A 16168-nucleotide genomic window follows, 5' to 3' on the forward strand; every position below is an offset into this window, starting at 1 on the left:
GCCCGGCGGGCGCGGGCTCGGCGGGGAGTGGGGCGGGGCAGTGCTGCTGACCGCCGAGCACGCGCCCGCCGGGCGGCGCGGACTGTGGGCGAGCTTTCCGCAGGTCGGTCCCGCGGTGGGGTTCGTGCTGGCCAACGGCGTGATGCTGGCGCTGTCGGCGACGCTGACCGACGCGCAGTTCGCGCAGTGGGGCTGGCGGGTGCCGTTCTGGGTGGCCGGGGTGCTGGCCCTGGGCGGGCTGTGGCTGCGTTCGTCGCTCGCCGAGAGTCCCCGGTTCCTGGAGATCGACGACCACGCGCGCGTGCCGCTCACCGAAGTCGTGCGCGATCACTGGCGGTTGGTGCTGCTGACCGCCGGAGCGCTGTCGGTGGGGTACGCGATCTTCTACGCGGTGACGACGTGGTCCCTCGCCTACGGCACGGAGCGGCTCGGCGTCGGCCGTACCGTCATGCTGGCCTGCATCATGGCCGCCGTGGTGGTGAAGGGCTCGCTGACCCCGCTGGTGGCGCTGCTGAGCGACCGCTACGGGCGGCGGCCGCTGTGTCTGCTGGGGTGCGCGGCCGCAGCGCTCTGGATGTTCCCGATGGTCGCGCTGCTCGCCACGGGGGCGCCGCTGCTGATGTTCCTCGGCTTCCTCGGGGCGCTGCTCGCGTTCGTGACGATGTTCGCCGTGCTCGGCGCGTATCTGCCGGAGAGCTGTACGAGCCGCGGGTGCGCTGCACGGGCGCCGCCGTCGGCTACAACCTCGGCGGGGTCCTCGGCGGCGCGCTCACCCCGATCGTGGCGACGGCTCTGGCCGAGCACGGCGGACGCGTTCCCTGGGGTGTGGGTGCCTATCTGACCGGGGTCGCGCTGTTCAGCCTGGGCTGCTTCGCGCTGCTGCCGGAGACCCGGCCGGTGGCGGTGGCGGCCGCGGAGCCGGTCGCCGGGTGAGGGCTTGCGCGGGAGGGGACGTAAAGGCTTGCGCAAGCGTTTACGTCCCGCCCGGGAGGGCCGTACTCCACGAGTCTCCTCGCACTACGGAACTCCGCGCCCCGCAGAACACCTCGCGACACGAAACTCCGCACGCTGCGGAGCCCCACGCGCTACGGATTGATCGCCAGCTCCAAGTACGCCGCGAACAGCACCAGATGGACCCCGCCCTGGAGCGGTGTCGCCCGTCCCGGTACCACCGTCAGCGAACTCACCACGATCGTCAGGGCGAGCAGCACCATGTGGGTGGAGCCGAGGCCGAGGACGAGTGGTCCGGAGAGCCAGATGGATGCCAGGGCGACGGCGGGGATGGTGAGGCCGATGCTGGCCATCGCCGAGCCGAGCGCGAGGTTGAGGCTGGTCTGTACCCGGTCGCGGCGGGCGGAGCGCAGGGCGGCGATGGTCTCGGGGAGCAGCACGAGCAGCGCGATGATCACGCCGACCACGGCGTGGTGCAGTCCCGCCGCCTCGACGCCGGACTCGATGGTCGGCGACACGCCCTTGGCCAGTCCGACCACGCCGATCAGGGCGAGGCCCAGCAGGCCGAGGCTGATCAGGGCGGTGCGGGCGGTCGGCGCGTCCGCGTGGTGGTCCTTGGTGATCGTCTCGCCCTGCCGGGAGACCGGCAGGAAGTAGTCGCGGTGCCGCACGGTCTGCGTGGCCACGAAGAGGCCGTACAGGGCGAGTGAGGAGAGCGCGGCGAAGGTGAGCTGGGCGCCGGAGAACTCCGGGCCGGGCTTGCTGGTGGTGAAGGTCGGCAGGACCAGGCTGAGCGTGGCCAGGGTCGCCACGGTGGCGAGGGCGGCGCCGGTGCCCTCGGGGTTGAAGACCGCCGTGCCGTGGCGCAGCGAGGCGACGATGAGGACGAGGCCGACGATGCCGTTGCAGGTGATCATGACGGCCGCGAAGACGGTGTCCCGGGCGAGGGTCGAGCTCTTGTCGCCGCCGTCGGCCATCAGGGTGACGATCAGTGCGACCTCGATGATCGTGACCGCGACGGCGAGGACCAGGGAGCCGAAGGGCTCGCCGACCCGATGGGCGATCACCTCGGCGTGGTGCACCGCGGCCAGCACGGCGCCGGCGAGAACCACCGTCACCAGGGCGACGACCACGCCGGGCAGATCCTTGCGCCCCCAGGTGAAGACCAGGAGAACGGCCGCGAGCACCGGTACGAGGGTCGTCCACCGGGTGGTGAGCGACCTGAGCCGAGTGATCATGGAGCGATCCTCGCAGAGGCGCACAGGCCCCGCACTCCGGCGCCGCGGGACCCGTCCCGCGCTACTTGAACTCGGTCATGTCCAGTACGTCGCAGTCGGTGAAGGACGGCGGCCTGGTACACAACGCGGCCATCCGCTGGGCGAATTCGGTGGTCTCGGGGTCGTTGCTGTTGCGCATGGCGTCCTCGTACGAGTCGAACTCGATCACGACGAGGACATGCCCGGGCTTGTTCCGGTCCCGCAGGACGAGGCGGTGTGTCGGTCCGCCGGAACGGCCCGCGAAGCGCTTGTCCGCCTCCTCTGCCGCCGCCCGCATCTCGTCGAAGCGGTCGGTCTCGAAGTCGACGATCTGCACGAATTTCATCGTTGCGTCCATGGATGCCTCCACCCGGCCGGGGCGCTCCCGGGCCGGGCGCGCCAGGTATCCAACGAAGCACCGGGAGCGGTGGTCGGCAATTCATGGTGCGGTGCTCCCGGTGCTTGTTGTTCCTACGTCGGGCGTGGTCAGGCGTCGATGCTGTCCTTCGGAGCGCCTTCGGTCCCCGTCCGCGCCGCCTCGGCAGCCGCCGTCTTCTTGTTGGCCATCAGGCTGGTGATCGTGGTGACGATCAGGACCCCGCAGATCACGCCGAGGGAGACCGGGATGGAGATCTCCGGGACGTGCACCCCGGACTCGTGCAGCGCGTGCAGCACCAGCTTGACGCCGATGAAGCCGAGGATGACCGACAGTCCGTAGCTGAGGTGGACCAGCTTCTTGAGCAGGCCGCCGATGAGGAAGTAGAGCTGCCTCAGGCCCATCAGCGCGAAGGCGTTGGCCGTGAACACGATGTACGGGTCCTGGGTCAGGCCGAAGATCGCGGGGATGGAGTCCAGGGCGAACAGCACGTCCGTCGTACCGATGGCGAGCATCACGACCAGCATCGGGGTCATGACCCGCTTGCCGTTCTCCTGGATCCACAGCTTGGTGCCGTGGTACCGGTCGGCCACGCCGAAGCGACGCTCGGCAGCCTTGAGCAGCTTGTTCTCCTCGAACTCCTCGTCCTCGTCGTCGGCACGGGCTTCCTGGATGAGCTTCCAGGCGGTCCAGATGAGGAAGGCGCCGAAGATGTAGAAGACCCACGCGAAGTTGGCGAGGACGGCCGCGCCGGCCGCGATGAAGATGGCCCGCAGGACCAGGGCTATGAGGACGCCGACGAGCAGCACCCGCTGTTGGTACTGCGAGGGCACGGCGAACTTCGCCATGATCAGGACGAAGACGAAGAGGTTGTCGACGCTCAGCGACTTCTCGGTGATGAAGCCGGCGAAGAACTCGCCACCGGCCTGGCCGCCCCCGAAGAGGAGCAGGCCGAGTCCGAAGAGTCCGGCGAGGGCGATCCAGACGACCGTCCAGATTCCGGCTTCCTTGATCGACACGTCATGCGGCTTGCGGCCGATGAAGAAGTCGACCGCGATGAGGGCGGCCAGCCCCACGATGGTCAGGACCCACAGGGTCACGGAAACATCCACTACTGTCCTCCGGCGGTATTAACGGCAAATGGTCAGCGTCGTCGCTACCGGAGGTCTCTTCCACCTTGGACGGGCGCCCAGGGCCGACGCCCCGGGATCTGGCCTGATCCGTATTGACGGGTACGCCGCAGCAGATAGGGAGTACTCCCCTCCGTACGGAAAAGCCTACCCCAACCACCAAGGAAAGGTAAAGCGATTACCAAAGAAAGGATAAAAGCCCAGGTGGGAAGGCTTTACCTGTGCTTGGTGCGGGCCGTCGCGACCTCCGTCAACACCTGCCGCAGCACCTGACTGCCGGGCGGCACGCGCGAGGGCTCGTACGTCCAGGCGTGTCCGACCCAGGGGTCGGCGAGGTGGTCGTCGGGCAGCGGGGTGAGTCGCATCAGCGAACGCCAGAGGGGGTCGAGCAACGGGCCGTAGCCAGCGGCGTCCTCACGGTCCGCGACCATCATCAGATGGACGCCGACGGCCGGTCCCTCGTCCGCGAGATAGCGGAGCTGGGTCACGGCCCGGTCGTCGAAGCCGTGCGGGAAGTCGTTGACGATCAGCAGTTGCTCGGCCGTGTCGAGACCGGGCGGCAGCGCGTCGGCGGCGCCCCCGCGCACGGCCATCTGCACCAGGTCCACCCGCTGGGTGAGCCGGGTCAGGACGTCCGCCACCCCGGCGGCGCCCACGGCGGGCGGCGCCGCGAGGACGCCGGTGTGCACCAGCGGGACCAGCGCCTGCGCCGCCGAACCGGCCGGGTCGATGACGTGCACGGCGAACTCGCCCGTCGGATAGACGGCGAGCAGCCGGGCCGCGTGGGCCACGGCCGTGTCCAGCGCGAGGCGCCGCAGCTCGTGCGCGTCGGCGAACGAGCCGTCGAGGGACTCCCCGCCCCCGCTGTCGATCCACAGGCCGCGCTCCAGCGGCAACCGGACCAGCATCGGGATGCGCAGCTCGGGGCTCTCCGGGAGGTGGAGATCGCCGAGGCGCAGGGCCATGGGGATCTCCATCGGGACGCGGTAGCCGTGCCAGACCGGGTTGTCCCAGCCGGCGAACGCGAGCGGGAGCGCGGGTTCGACCACCTCGGACTCGGCGGCGAGCTGGGCAAGGTCGCGGTCGAGGGCCGCCCGCGCCTGGTCGACGAGGTGGGCGTGCTTGGCCTGGGCCGTCTCGCGGGCCGCGTCGCCCTGACCGCCGATCCGGCTGCGCGGATCGGACAGGGTCTGGTCGAGCTCCTTCTCCATGCGCGAGTCGGCGAAGTCGACGGCGCTGCGGTACGCGGACATGGTGCGGGCCAGGTCCTCGAACATGCCCCACACCTGGTTGTAGAGCCGCTCCTCCATCGACCACCCGGTCGCGTCCCCGGCGACAGGCCGCGCGGGCTGCCCGGGGGGAGCAGGCGACGGGGTCGGCGCGGGTGCCGGGGGCGCCCCGCTGTGCCGACGCGGGTGGCTGTAGTCGATCGACCCGCCGGCGGCAGGCTCGACGGAGGGATTCGCAGCCGCCGCACCACTGTCGTATCCGGACTGCGGCGCTACGGCACCGGGCGCGCCCTGAGCCCCGTACGAGGACCCGGACTGCGGCGCTACGGCTCCGGAGGCGCCCGGTGTCGTAGGTCCGCTCGTGTCGGGGCCGGGGACCGGTGTGGCCGTCTGGCGGGTGCGGTCGCCGTCCGCGGTGCGCGGCGGGGGTGCCGCCACGGAGCGGGCGAGGCCCTGGGCCACCGCTTCGTTGATGCTGCCCGCGAGGTGGAGTGCCTCGGGCAGGCCCTGGTCGGTGAGGAGTTCGGCGAGGCCGCCCGCGTAGCCCTGGCCGACGGCGCGCACTTTCCAGGCGCCCTGTCGGCGGTACAACTCCAGGGCCACGACGGCCGATTCGGCGTCCAGGCCGGTGATCGTGTAGCTGGCGACCTCGGTGCCGTCGAGGCCGGTGACCGCAACGAAGGGGGAGGCGACGGCGCCGAAGCGGGTGGGGCCGTCGGCGCCGAGGGGCAGGGCGAGCAGCACGCTGACACGGTGCACGGTCTCCGGCATGGCGCCGAGATCCACCGCGAGGCGGTGATCGGCGGCCGCCTGCTTGGAGACCTCCAGGCCGGGCAGGGTGGGTGTGCCCGGGTGGGCCACCCACTCGACGCCGTGGATCCTGCCGTGCTCGTCGCCGAGCGTGGCGGCGGCCACGACCGGCTTGCCCGCCGCGATCCGGATCTCCAGGTGCACCTGGGAGAGCGGGTGGTTCTGCCCTCGCACCAGCTCGGCTGCCATCGCTCGTCCCCCTGCTCAGCCGTGTCGTGTCGTGTGCGCCGGGCCGCCCTAGAGGTGCGGCAGGATCGCCGGCATCAGGTCCTGGAAGGTGCGGCCGTTGGTCGGCGTACCGAGGGCCGTCAGCGTCCAGCCCGAGCCGGTGCGGTGCACCTTCGCCATGATCTGGGCCGTGTACTGGCCGCCGCCCGCCAGCGTGTAGCGGGCCAGCTCCTGGCCGTTGGTCTCGTCGACCAGGCGGCAGAACGCGTTCTGCACCTCCTGGAAGGTCTGGCCCGTGAAGGAGTTCACGGTGAAGACGATCTGGTCGATGTGGACCGGCACGCGCGCGAGGTCGACGAGGATCGCCTCGTCGTCGCCGCCCTGGCCGACACCGCCGACCAGGTTGTCACCGGTGTGGCGCACGGAGCCGTCGTCGCTCACCAGGTGGCGGAAGAACACCACGTCGACCGGCTGCTTGTCCGCGAACAGCACGGCGGACGCGTCGAGGTCGATCTCCCGGGTGCGCGAGCCGAACAGGCCGCGCCGGGGAGCCGCCTGCCAGCCGAGACCCATGCGCACCGCGGTCAGGCCGGACCCGTCGTTCTTCTGCAGACTAATGGCCTGACCCTTGGTCATGTTGACGGTCACGGCTGTTCCCCTCTCGAAACTGTCCCCTGTTTCCGCGGAATCCGCGGATGTCCAGAACCCTACGCAGCGGCACTGACAGTGCCGAACCCCGCATCGGACTTTGTGTCGGTCTTGCAACACAGAGCGCATACCCCTAGGTCCGGCGGTCCACCCGCACGGTCGGGCCGGGCGGTCAGGCCAGGCCGCCCTCCTTCATCTGCCGCAGTTCCTTCTTCATCTCGTGCACCTCGTCGCGCAGCCGGGCCGCGACCTCGAACTGCAGGTCCGCGGCTGCGGCGCGCATGCGCTCCGTCATCTGCTCGATCTGCTCGGCGAGTTCGGCCGCCGGGCGGTCGGTCGGGACCCCGTCCTGGGCCTTGCCCTTCGCGGACCTGGCACTCTTCGCGGCCTTGCCGCCGAGCGCGGGCACGGGGGCCTTGGCGCCCTTGCCGTCCTTGCTCTTGCGGTAGCCCGAGCCGAGCAACTGCTCCGTGTCGACGTCCTCGCGGGCGATCTGCGCGACGATGTCGTTGATCTTCTTGCGGAGCGGCTGCGGGTCGATACCGCGCTCCGTGTTGTACGCGACCTGCTTCTCCCGGCGGCGGTTGGTCTCCTCGATGGCCTTCTCCATCGCGGGGGTGATCCGGTCGGCGTACATGTGGACCTGACCGGAGACGTTGCGCGCCGCGCGGCCGATGGTCTGAATCAGGGAGGTGCCGGAGCGCAGGAAGCCCTCCTTGTCGGCGTCCAGGATGGCGACCAGGGACACCTCGGGCAGGTCGAGGCCCTCGCGGAGGAGGTTGATGCCCACCAGGACGTCGAACTCGCCGGAGCGCAGTTCGCGCAGCAGCTCGATGCGGCGCAGGGTGTCGACGTCGCTGTGCAGGTAGCGGACCTGGATGCCGAGTTCGAGGAAGTAGTCGGTGAGGTCCTCGGCCATCTTCTTGGTGAGGGTGGTGACGAGGACCCGCTCGTCCTTCTCGGTGCGCTTGCGGATCTCGTGCACCAGGTCGTCGATCTGGCCCTCGGTGGGCTTGACGACGACCTCGGGGTCAATGAGGCCGGTGGGGCGGATGATCTGCTCGACGGCGCCGTCCGCGCGTGACAGCTCGTACTTGCCGGGGGTCGCCGACAGGTAGACCGTCTGTCCGATGCGCTTCTGGAACTCCTCCCACTTCAGGGGGCGGTTGTCCAGGGCGGAGGGCAGCCGGAAACCGTGGTCGACGAGCGTGCGCTTGCGGGAGGCGTCGCCCTCGTACATCGCGCCGATCTGCGGGACCGTGTTGTGCGACTCGTCGATGACGAGCAGGAAGTCCTCGGGGAAGTAGTCGATCAGGGTGTTCGGCGCGGAGCCGGGCTCGCGGCCGTCGAAGTGCATCGAGTAGTTCTCCACGCCGGAGCAGGAGCCGATCTGGCGGAGCATCTCCAGGTCGTACGTGGTCCGCATCCGCAGGCGCTGGGCCTCCAGGAGCTTGCCCTGCTTCTCCATCTCGGCCAGCCGCTCGCCGAGTTCCTTCTCGATGTCGTTGACGGCCCGCTCCATGCGCTCGGGGCCCGCGATGTAGTGGGAGGCCGGGAAGACGTAGAGGTGCTCGTCCTCGCTGATGATCTCGCCGGTGAGCGGGTGGAGCGTGGAGAGGGCCTCGATCTCGTCGCCGAACATCTCGATGCGGACGGCCAGTTCCTCGTAGACCGGGAAGATCTCGATGGTGTCGCCGCGGACGCGGAAGGTGCCCCGGGAGAAGGCCACGTCGTTGCGCGTGTACTGGATGTCCACGAAGCGGCGCAGCAGCTGGTCGCGGTCGATCTCGTCGCCGACCTTGAGGGGGACCATGCGGTCCACGTACTCCTGCGGAGTACCGAGGCCGTAGATGCAGGAGACCGAGGCGACGACGATCACGTCGCGGCGGGTGAGCAGCGAGTTGGTCGCGGAGTGGCGCAGCCGCTCGACCTCCTCGTTGACCGAGGAGTCCTTCTCGATGTAGGTGTCCGACTGCGGGACGTAGGCCTCGGGCTGGTAGTAGTCGTAGTACGAGACGAAGTACTCGACCGCGTTGTTCGGCAGGAGCTCGCGGAACTCGTTGGCCAGCTGGGCGGCCAGGGTCTTGTTCGGCGCCATGACCAGGGTGGGGCGCTGGAGCTTCTCGATCATCCACGCGGTGGTGGCGGACTTGCCGGTGCCGGTCGCGCCCAGCAGGACGACGTCCTTCTCACCTGCCTCGACGCGTCGGGCCAGCTCGGCGATGGCCGCCGGCTGGTCGCCGCTGGGCTGGTAGGAGCTGACGACCTCGAAAGGCGCCACCGTGCGTTCGATGTGGGAAACGGGCCGCATGGAACCAACCGTACGACCCGCCACTGACAACGGGGTCGGATCAGCGGTTCTGCGGGGTGCGGGAGGGGCGGTGTCCGAGGTCCCGGTCGGCGCGGACGGGGGTGCGCCGTGGGTGCGGGACGAGGGCGCCGGCCGGGACGCCGGGCTTGTGCTCGACGGGGGTCCTGGCGGGCTTTCCCATGACCATCGTCGGGTCGAACATCACGACGACGCCGGCCAGGAGGAGGAAGGCGAGGGGGCCGATCATCATGGGCGCGAGCAGTGACGCGGGCGAAACCCCGTCGGTGGTCGGGGCCGTGCCGTGGACGTGGACGGTGAGGGCGGCCATGCCGGTGTAGTGCATGCCGGTGACGGCGAGCCCCATGACAAGGCTCGCGCCCACGCTCCACAGGATCCCGCGGACCTGTCCGGCCGCCCAGAGGGCGCTGATCGCGGCGACGACCGCTATGACGACGGAGGCGGTGACCGTGAAGGTGTTGTATTCGAGCTTCCCGTTGAGGCGCATGCCGGCCATGCCCAGGTAGTGCGCTGAGGCGATGCCCAGGCCGGTGAGGGTGCCGCCGGTGAACAGGGCCGTCCCCCTGGCTCCCCGGTAGCCGACGATGAAGATCCCGACGCCCACCATGACGACGGCGACGGCGAGGCTCGCGAAGGTCATCGGCTTGTCGTAGTGGATCGGTGTCTGGCGGACCGAGAAACCCATCATCGCGATGAAGTGCATCGTCCATATGCCGGAACCGATCGCCGCCGAACCGAGGGCGAGCCATCCGGGGCGCCAGGACCGGGTGACGAGCATCGATCTGGTGGTGCAGCGCAGGCCGAGCGCACCGCCGAGGCAGGCCATGAGGTAGGCCACCAGCGGTGTGACGAGTCCGTAGCTGAATCCGTCGACCGTGCCCTGCATGCGCAGTTACCCTTCCGCCCTGTTCCGTCCCGGAATCCCTGAAACGCGCCCAGCCCCAGGACCGCGGGAACGGTCAGGGTCGACGCAGAGAGTATGACCCCCACCGGAATGGTCGAACGATTTTCCGGCAAAGAAACACGGCCTCGCCCCAGTTGTGCGGCACCGGTGAGCGGACTCGGGCAACTCCATTCATTCTGTGTCCATCCTGTACCCCACGGGTAGTGACGTTCCGCTGTCACTTTTGAGCTGTATGTGATCGCTCGATGCGAGGAGTACGCATGCACCTGCGCGCAGTTGCCGCCTCGACCACCGCGCTCCTGGGGGCCGCCGCCCTTCTGCTCCCCTCCCCCGCCGCCCGGGCCGGCGACGCCGCCCAGTGGCCCACGGTCGTCGCGCACCGAGGCGCGTCCTCCTATGCGCCCGAGAACACCCTGGCGTCCATCGACAAGGCGGCCCAGCTCGGCTTCCAGTGGGTCGAGAACGACGTCCAGCGCACCAAGGACGGCGAACTCGTCGTCATCCACGACGACAGTCTGAAGCGCACCACCGACGTCCAGAAGGTGTTCCCCGATCGGGCTCCCTGGAAGGTGAAGGACTTCACCGCCGCCGAGATCGCGCGCCTCGACGCGGGAAGCTGGTTCGGCCCCGCGTACACCGGCACGCGCGTGCCCACGCTTACGCAGTACATGCGCGAGGTGGAGCACAACGACCAGAGCCTGCTCCTGGAGATCAAGAACCCGGAGCTGTACCCCGGCATCGAGCAGCAGACCCTCAAGCTCCTGGGCAACGAGGGGTGGCTGGACCAGGGGCACCTGGACGACCGGTTGATCGTGCAGAGCTTCAGCGCGGACAGCATCCGCATTGTGCACGACCTGAATCCCGCCATCAGGACCGGCTTCCTCGGCACGCCCCCCGCGTCCGCCCTCTACGAGTACGCCGCCTTCACCGATCTGATCAACCCGTCGTACGGCTCGATCTCGCTCGGCTATGTCACGGCCGTGCATGGGCACACGGGCCCGCACGGCCGCCCGATGGAGGTGTACGCCTGGACGGTCGACGACGCGCCCACGGCCTGGAAGGTCGCCGGGTACGGCGTCGACGGCCTCATCACCAACAAGCCGGACGTGGTGCTGGCCGCGCTGAAGGGGTTCTGAGGCCGCTCGCGGGGGCGTTGTCAGTGCCGGGTCGTACGGTGGGCGCATGGACAGCCATGGGCAGAACGAGCAGCGGGTGGTGTGGACCGTCGTCGGCACCGACATCGGTCCCCTGCTGCTGGCCGCGACACAGGACGGCCTGGTCAACGTCGTGTTCCACGCCACGGAAGCGGTGCGCGACAGGACACTCGACCGACTGGCGTCCCGGCTGGGCACCGAACCGGTCGAGGCGCCCGGCTCCCCCTTGCTGGCCGAGGTGATACGCCAGGTCGAGGACTATTTCGCGGGTGCGCGGCGCGACTTCGACCTGCCGCTCGACTGGTCGCTGATCTCCGGCTTCAACCGGCAGGTGCTGCGCGAGCTGGCGGCCGGCGTTCCGTACGGCTCGGTCGTCGGGTACGGCGATCTGGCCGGACGCGTGGGTCAGCCGCGCGCGGCCCAGGCGGTGGGGGTGGCGATGGGGTCCAATCCGCTGCCGGTCGTCGTGCCGTGTCATCGGGTCGTCGAGAGCGACGGCGGCATCGGCGGGTTCGGGGGCGGCCTGGAGACGAAGAGGAAGCTGCTGGCGCTGGAGGGTGTGCTGCCCGAGCCGTTGTTCTGAGGGTTCGGGCGGACAGGGAGCAATCGGGGGGACACCGTGTCGGTGAGGAAGTACGCGTGCGGTCGCGGCTGTACCAGGTGTGCGCTGTGACCGCCGTCGAAGAGCGAGCCGTCACGGCCGACGGGCTGCCCGCGCTGCGGCGCCGGATCTCCGGTGTGCTGATCACGACCCAGATCCTGGGCGGGCTCGGTGTCGCCACCGGGGTCGCGCTGTCCGCCGTACTGGCCAAGCAGGTCAGTGGGACCGAGTCGCTGTCCGGGCTGGCGCCCACGGCGACGGTCACGGGCACGGCGGTGCTGTCGATGCCGTTCGCCGCGCTCATGACGGCGCGCGGTCGGCGTCCCGGGCTGGTCCTCGGGTATCTGGTCGGGGCGCTGGGCGCCGGTGTCGTGGTGCTCGCGGCGAGCATCGGGAGCTTTCCGCTGCTGCTGTGCGGCATGGCCTGCTTCGGGGCGGCCTCGTCGGCGAATCTGCAGTCCCGGTTCGCCGCCGCCGATCTGGCCGAGCCGGAGCAGCGGGCCCGGGCCATCTCCCATGTCGTGTGGGCGACGACCATAGGGGCGGTCCTCGGACCCAACATCGCCGCGCCCGCGGGCCGTAGCGTCTCCGGGCTCGGGATACCCGAGGCAGCCGGCCCCTTTCTGTGGGCGGGCGGGATCTTCCTGGTCGCCGCGGTCGTGGTCGCCGTACTGCTGCGGCCCGATCCGTTGTTGACGGCCCGGGCGCTCGCGTCGGAGGAGGACCGGGCGCCGGGCGCGCGGTCGTTGCGGGCGGGGTTCGCCGCGGTGGTCGCCTCGCCGCGGGCGCGGCTCGCGCTGGTGACGGTGGCCGTGGTGCACACCGCGATGGTGTCGGTGATGGCGATGACGCCGGTCGAGCTGGGCCATCACGGGGCGGGCATCGATCTGGTCGGGCTGGTGATCAGTGGGCACATCGCGGGGATGTACGCATTCTCGCCGCTGATGGGGAGGCTGTCCGACCGGGTGGGGCGGCTGTCCGGGATAGGGCTCGCGGTGGGGCTGCTGGCCTGCGCCGCGTTCCTCGCCGGTACGGCGGGCGGGAGTCACGGTCGGATCGCGCTGGGGCTGTTCGTGCTGGGCCTGGGCTGGTCGGCGGGGCTCGTCTCCGGCTCGGCGCTGCTCACGGACTCCGTGCCGCAGCCCGCGCGGGCCGCCGCGCAGGGCCTGTCCGACCTCACCATGAACACCTCGGCGGGCGTCGGCGGGGCGGTGGCCGGGCTGGTGGTCGCGGAGGCGAGCTACGGCTGGCTGAACCTCGCCGCCGCCTGCCTGCTGATACCCCTGGCCGCGCTGGCGCTGTTCACTCGCTCCCGGAAAAGCCCGGTTTCCGATGGCCCGCGAAGGGTGGCCGGGAGGCCGAGCCGGTAGCAGACTCCGCCATGCGCGCGCACAGCCACTGGCATCCGGGGGATCGGAGCCGAAGGGACGGCGATCACGCATGAGTGGAAGCGGAAACAGGGCAGTCGCGTATCTCAAGCCGGGAGCGGTCGAGGTCAGGACCATCGACCACCCGACGCTCGAACTGCAGGACGGGCCGGGAGTCGCCCAGGCCAACGTCGGCCGCAAGGTCCGGCACGGGGTGATCCTGAAGGTGCTCGCCAGCAACATCTGCGGCAGCGACCAGCACATGGTGCGCGGTCGGACGACCGCGCCCGAGGGGCTGGTCCTCGGACACGAGATCACCGGAGAGGTCGTCGAACGGGGTCCGGACGTCGAGTTCATCGACGTGGGCGACATCGTCTCCGTACCGTTCAACATCGCCTGCGGGCGGTGCCGCAACTGCAAGGAACGCAAGACCGGCATCTGCCTGAACGTCAACCCGGCCCGGCCGGGGGCGGCTTACGGCTATGTCGACATGGGCGGCTGGGTCGGCGGTCAGGCCGAGTACGCCATGGTCCCGTACGCGGACTTCAACCTGCTGAGGTTCCCGGACCGGGACGAGGCACGCGAGAAACTGCTCGATCTGACCATGCTCTCGGACATCTTCCCGACCGGTTTCCACGGCGCGGTCACCGCGGGCGCCGGGGTCGGGTCCACGGTGTACGTCGCCGGGGCGGGCCCGGTCGGTCTGGCGGCGGCCGCGTCGGCGCAGCTGCTGGGCGCCGCGGTCGTCATCGTCGGCGACCTGAACGCCGAACGCCTGGGCCAGGCGAGGAGTTTCGGCTGCGAGACCGTGGACGTCTCGCGCGGCGACATCGGCGAGCAAATCGCCGAGATCGTCGGTGAGCCCGAGGTGGACGCGGCGGTCGACGCGGTCGGCTTCGAGGCACGGGCGCACGGACCGGACGCCCCGGAGGCGCCGGCAACGGTCCTCAACTCGCTGATGGGCGTCACGCGCGCGGGCGGTGCCCTGGGCATCCCCGGGCTTTACGTCACCGTCGACCCCGGCGGGGTCGACGAGGACGCGAAGAGCGGCACCCTGAAGGTGCGGCTCGGCCTCGGGTGGGCCAAGAGCCACCGGTTCGCGACCGGACAGTGCCCGGTGATGACGTACCACCGGAGTCTGATGATGGCGATCCTGCACGGGCGCGTGCACATCGCGAAGGCCGTCAACGCGACGCCGATCGCGCTGGAGGACGCACCGCGCGGCTACGCCGAGTTCGACCAGGGCGCCAGCCGCAAGTACGTGCTCGATCCGCACGGCACGCTGGCGGGCGTCAGCCCCGTCTGAGACCCGGGAGGGAAAACGGGAGCCACGCACGCGTGGCCCCCGTTTTCCATGTCGGGCGCCGATGATGTCTCCCACAGCCCGCGAGGGTTTGACCGGGCACCGAGCCCGCCAGGGATGAGGGAAGACCGAACGACAGGAGGCGCGTGGTGCTGGTGGTGTCCGAGGAAGTACGTGAGGCGATCGACGCGCGTCGACCCGTGGTGGCCCTGGAGTCGACGATCATCGCGCACGGGTTGCCGCGCCCGCGCAATCTGCAGGTCGCGCTGGAGCTGGAGGCGGCGGTACGGCAGGAGGGCGCCGTCCCCGCGACGATCGCCGTGCTGGACGGACGGCCCCATGTGGGCCTGGACAAGGACCAGTTGGAGCGGGTGGCCAACGAGGACGGGATCCGCAAGCTGGGCCACCGCGACCTGCCGCTCGCGGTGGCGGCGGGGGCCAGCGGGGCGACCACGGTGTCGGCGACGGCGCTGCTGGCGGCGCGGGCGGGCGTCCGGGTGTTCGCGACCGGGGGCCTGGGCGGGGTGCACCGGGAGTGGACGGTGACGCAGGACGAGTCCGCCGACCTGGGGCTGCTGGCGTCCACCCGGATCACGGTGGTGTGCGCGGGCGTGAAGTCGATCCTGGACGTGCCGGCGACCTTGCAGCGCCTGGAGACGCTGGGTGTGGCGGTCGCCGGATACGGCACGGACCGCTTCCCCGGCTTCTACCTCTCCGACTCGGGCTACCCGGTGGACTGGACGCTGGAGACCCCCGAGCAGGTGGCGGCCGTGATGCGGGCGCAGGACGCGCTCGACGCCCCGGAGTCGACACTGATCGTCGCCAATCCGGTGCCCGAGGACGAGCAGTTGGATCCCGAGCTGCACGCGCGTGTGCTCGCCGACGCGCTGCACGCGTGCGAGGCGGAGGGTGTCACCGGGCAGGCGGTCACCCCGTTCCTCCTCGGCTACCTCGTGGAGCACACCGACGGCGCCTCGCTGAGCGCCAACCTGGCGGCCGTGCGCGGCAACGTACGGCTGGCGGGGCGGATCGCCGCGGCCTGGGCCGAGGAGGCGTGACGACCGGGCCGAACGGCGCGCTCCTGGTCGTCGGGGACGTCGTCACGGACATCGTCGCCCGGCATCGGGGGCCGCTCGCCCCGGGCACCGACACGGCCGCCGCGATCCGGACCGTGCCGGGCGGCGCGGGCGCCAACGTGGCGTGCTGGGCGGCCCATTGGGGCTGTGCGGACGTACGGCTGCTCGGTCGGGTGGGTGCGGACTCGGCGGCGTGGCACGAGCGGGAGCTGGTCGCCTCCGGGGTACGGCCCCGTCTCGTCGTCGATCCGGAGGCGGCGACCGGGACGGTGATCTGCCTGGTCGACACGGGGGCGGCGGCCGAGCGGACGTTCCTCACGGACAGTGGCGCATCCCTGCGGCTCGATCCCGGCGACTGGTCCGACTCGCTGCTCGACGGCGTCGTACGGCTGCATCTGTCGGGCTATCTGCTGTTCTCCGAGCCGAGCCGGGCGCTGGTGGCCGTGGCCGTTGCGTCGGCACGCGCGCGTGGGGTGCCGGTGAGTCTGGATCCGGCGTCGGCGGGGTTCCTGGTGGAGCTGGGCGTGGACCGTTTCCTGGCGCTCGTCGAGGGCATCGACGTCCTGCTGCCCAGCCGGGACGAGGCGTGTCTGCTCACGGGGTTGCCCGATCCGGCGGACGCGGCGGCCAAGTTGAGCCGCCATGTCCCCCTCGTGATCACCAAGCAGGGCGCCGAGGGAGCCCTGGTGGCGCACTCCGGCACGGTCCACGCACGCGTACCCGCCGAGCCCGCCACGCCCCGGGACACCACGGGCGCGGGCGACGCGTTCACGGGGGCTTTCCTCGCGGCACTGCTGGCGGGCGCCGAGCCGGAGGAAGCGGCGCGGGAGGGATGCCGGGCGGGCGCACGGGCGGTGGAACGGGTG

At 70.7% G+C, this 16168-nt stretch carries 13 protein-coding genes and 1 pseudogene; 7 read left to right on the top strand and 7 right to left on the bottom strand.

Annotated elements, in window-relative coordinates; all coding sequences use genetic code 11:
- Positions 1 to 933: pseudogene (locus tag JHN63_RS35625) on the top strand (MFS transporter); the annotation flags it as partial.
- A gap of 152 nt (positions 934 to 1085) precedes the next feature.
- On the opposite strand, the gene JHN63_RS35630 reads toward JHN63_RS35625, so the two are convergent.
- The 7 genes from JHN63_RS35630 to JHN63_RS35660 form a co-directional block, all read right to left on the bottom strand.
- Positions 1086 to 2189 (bottom strand): calcium:proton antiporter, encoded by a 1104-nt coding sequence (locus JHN63_RS35630; RefSeq protein WP_200688655.1) that lies wholly within the window; start codon positions 2187 to 2189, stop codon positions 1086 to 1088.
- A 61-nt stretch (positions 2190 to 2250) separates the two neighbouring features.
- Positions 2251 to 2565: a hypothetical protein gene (locus tag JHN63_RS35635; protein ID WP_200688657.1), complete on the bottom strand. Its 315-nt coding sequence runs from the start codon at positions 2563 to 2565 to the stop codon at positions 2251 to 2253.
- Between the two features lie 128 nt (positions 2566 to 2693).
- The gene (locus JHN63_RS35640) at positions 2694 to 3695 is read right to left on the bottom strand and encodes a TerC family protein (RefSeq protein ID WP_200688659.1); all 1002 of its coding nucleotides are present in this window, start codon (positions 3693 to 3695) and stop codon (positions 2694 to 2696) included.
- A gap of 233 nt (positions 3696 to 3928) precedes the next feature.
- Entirely contained in the window at positions 3929 to 5941 is a 2013-nt protein-coding gene (locus JHN63_RS35645; protein ID WP_200688663.1) for a TerD family protein, read from the bottom strand.
- A gap of 48 nt (positions 5942 to 5989) precedes the next feature.
- Positions 5990 to 6568 carry a TerD family protein gene (locus JHN63_RS35650; RefSeq protein ID WP_033283094.1) on the bottom strand — a complete coding sequence of 193 codons (579 nt, stop codon included), beginning with the start codon at positions 6566 to 6568 and terminating at the stop codon, positions 5990 to 5992.
- A 172-nt stretch (positions 6569 to 6740) separates the two neighbouring features.
- On the bottom strand, positions 6741 to 8879 hold the full coding sequence (gene uvrB / locus JHN63_RS35655) for an excinuclease ABC subunit UvrB (RefSeq protein WP_200688671.1): 2139 nt from the start codon (positions 8877 to 8879) through the stop codon (positions 6741 to 6743).
- A 40-nt stretch (positions 8880 to 8919) separates the two neighbouring features.
- On the bottom strand, positions 8920 to 9783 hold the full coding sequence (locus JHN63_RS35660) for an MHYT domain-containing protein (protein WP_200688673.1): 864 nt from the start codon (positions 9781 to 9783) through the stop codon (positions 8920 to 8922).
- A gap of 278 nt (positions 9784 to 10061) precedes the next feature.
- Here JHN63_RS35660 and JHN63_RS35665 point away from each other — a divergent pair, with 278 nt between their 5' ends.
- The 6 genes from JHN63_RS35665 to JHN63_RS35690 form a co-directional block, all read left to right on the top strand.
- Positions 10062 to 10937, top strand: a complete 876-nt coding sequence (locus JHN63_RS35665; RefSeq protein ID WP_200688675.1) for a glycerophosphodiester phosphodiesterase family protein — start codon at positions 10062 to 10064, stop codon at positions 10935 to 10937.
- Positions 10938 to 10983: 46 nt separating this feature from the next.
- Positions 10984 to 11538, top strand: a complete 555-nt coding sequence (locus JHN63_RS35670) for a methylated-DNA--[protein]-cysteine S-methyltransferase (protein ID WP_200688677.1) — start codon at positions 10984 to 10986, stop codon at positions 11536 to 11538.
- Between the two features lie 86 nt (positions 11539 to 11624).
- Positions 11625 to 12926 carry an MFS transporter gene (locus tag JHN63_RS35675; protein WP_200688678.1) on the top strand — a complete coding sequence of 434 codons (1302 nt, stop codon included), beginning with the start codon at positions 11625 to 11627 and terminating at the stop codon, positions 12924 to 12926.
- A gap of 70 nt (positions 12927 to 12996) precedes the next feature.
- Positions 12997 to 14229 carry a formaldehyde dehydrogenase, glutathione-independent gene (gene fdhA / locus JHN63_RS35680; protein ID WP_200688679.1) on the top strand — a complete coding sequence of 411 codons (1233 nt, stop codon included), beginning with the start codon at positions 12997 to 12999 and terminating at the stop codon, positions 14227 to 14229.
- 143 nt (positions 14230 to 14372) lie between these two features.
- On the top strand, positions 14373 to 15284 hold the full coding sequence (locus JHN63_RS35685; RefSeq protein WP_200688680.1) for a pseudouridine-5'-phosphate glycosidase: 912 nt from the start codon (positions 14373 to 14375) through the stop codon (positions 15282 to 15284).
- The coding region (locus JHN63_RS35690; protein WP_200688681.1) for a carbohydrate kinase family protein at positions 15281 to 16168 on the top strand (888 nt) is incomplete at its 3' end. The genes JHN63_RS35685 and JHN63_RS35690, both read left to right, overlap by 4 nt.

The organism is Streptomyces sp. MBT65, assembly GCF_016612545.1.
Taxonomy (GTDB): domain Bacteria; phylum Actinomycetota; class Actinomycetes; order Streptomycetales; family Streptomycetaceae; genus Streptomyces.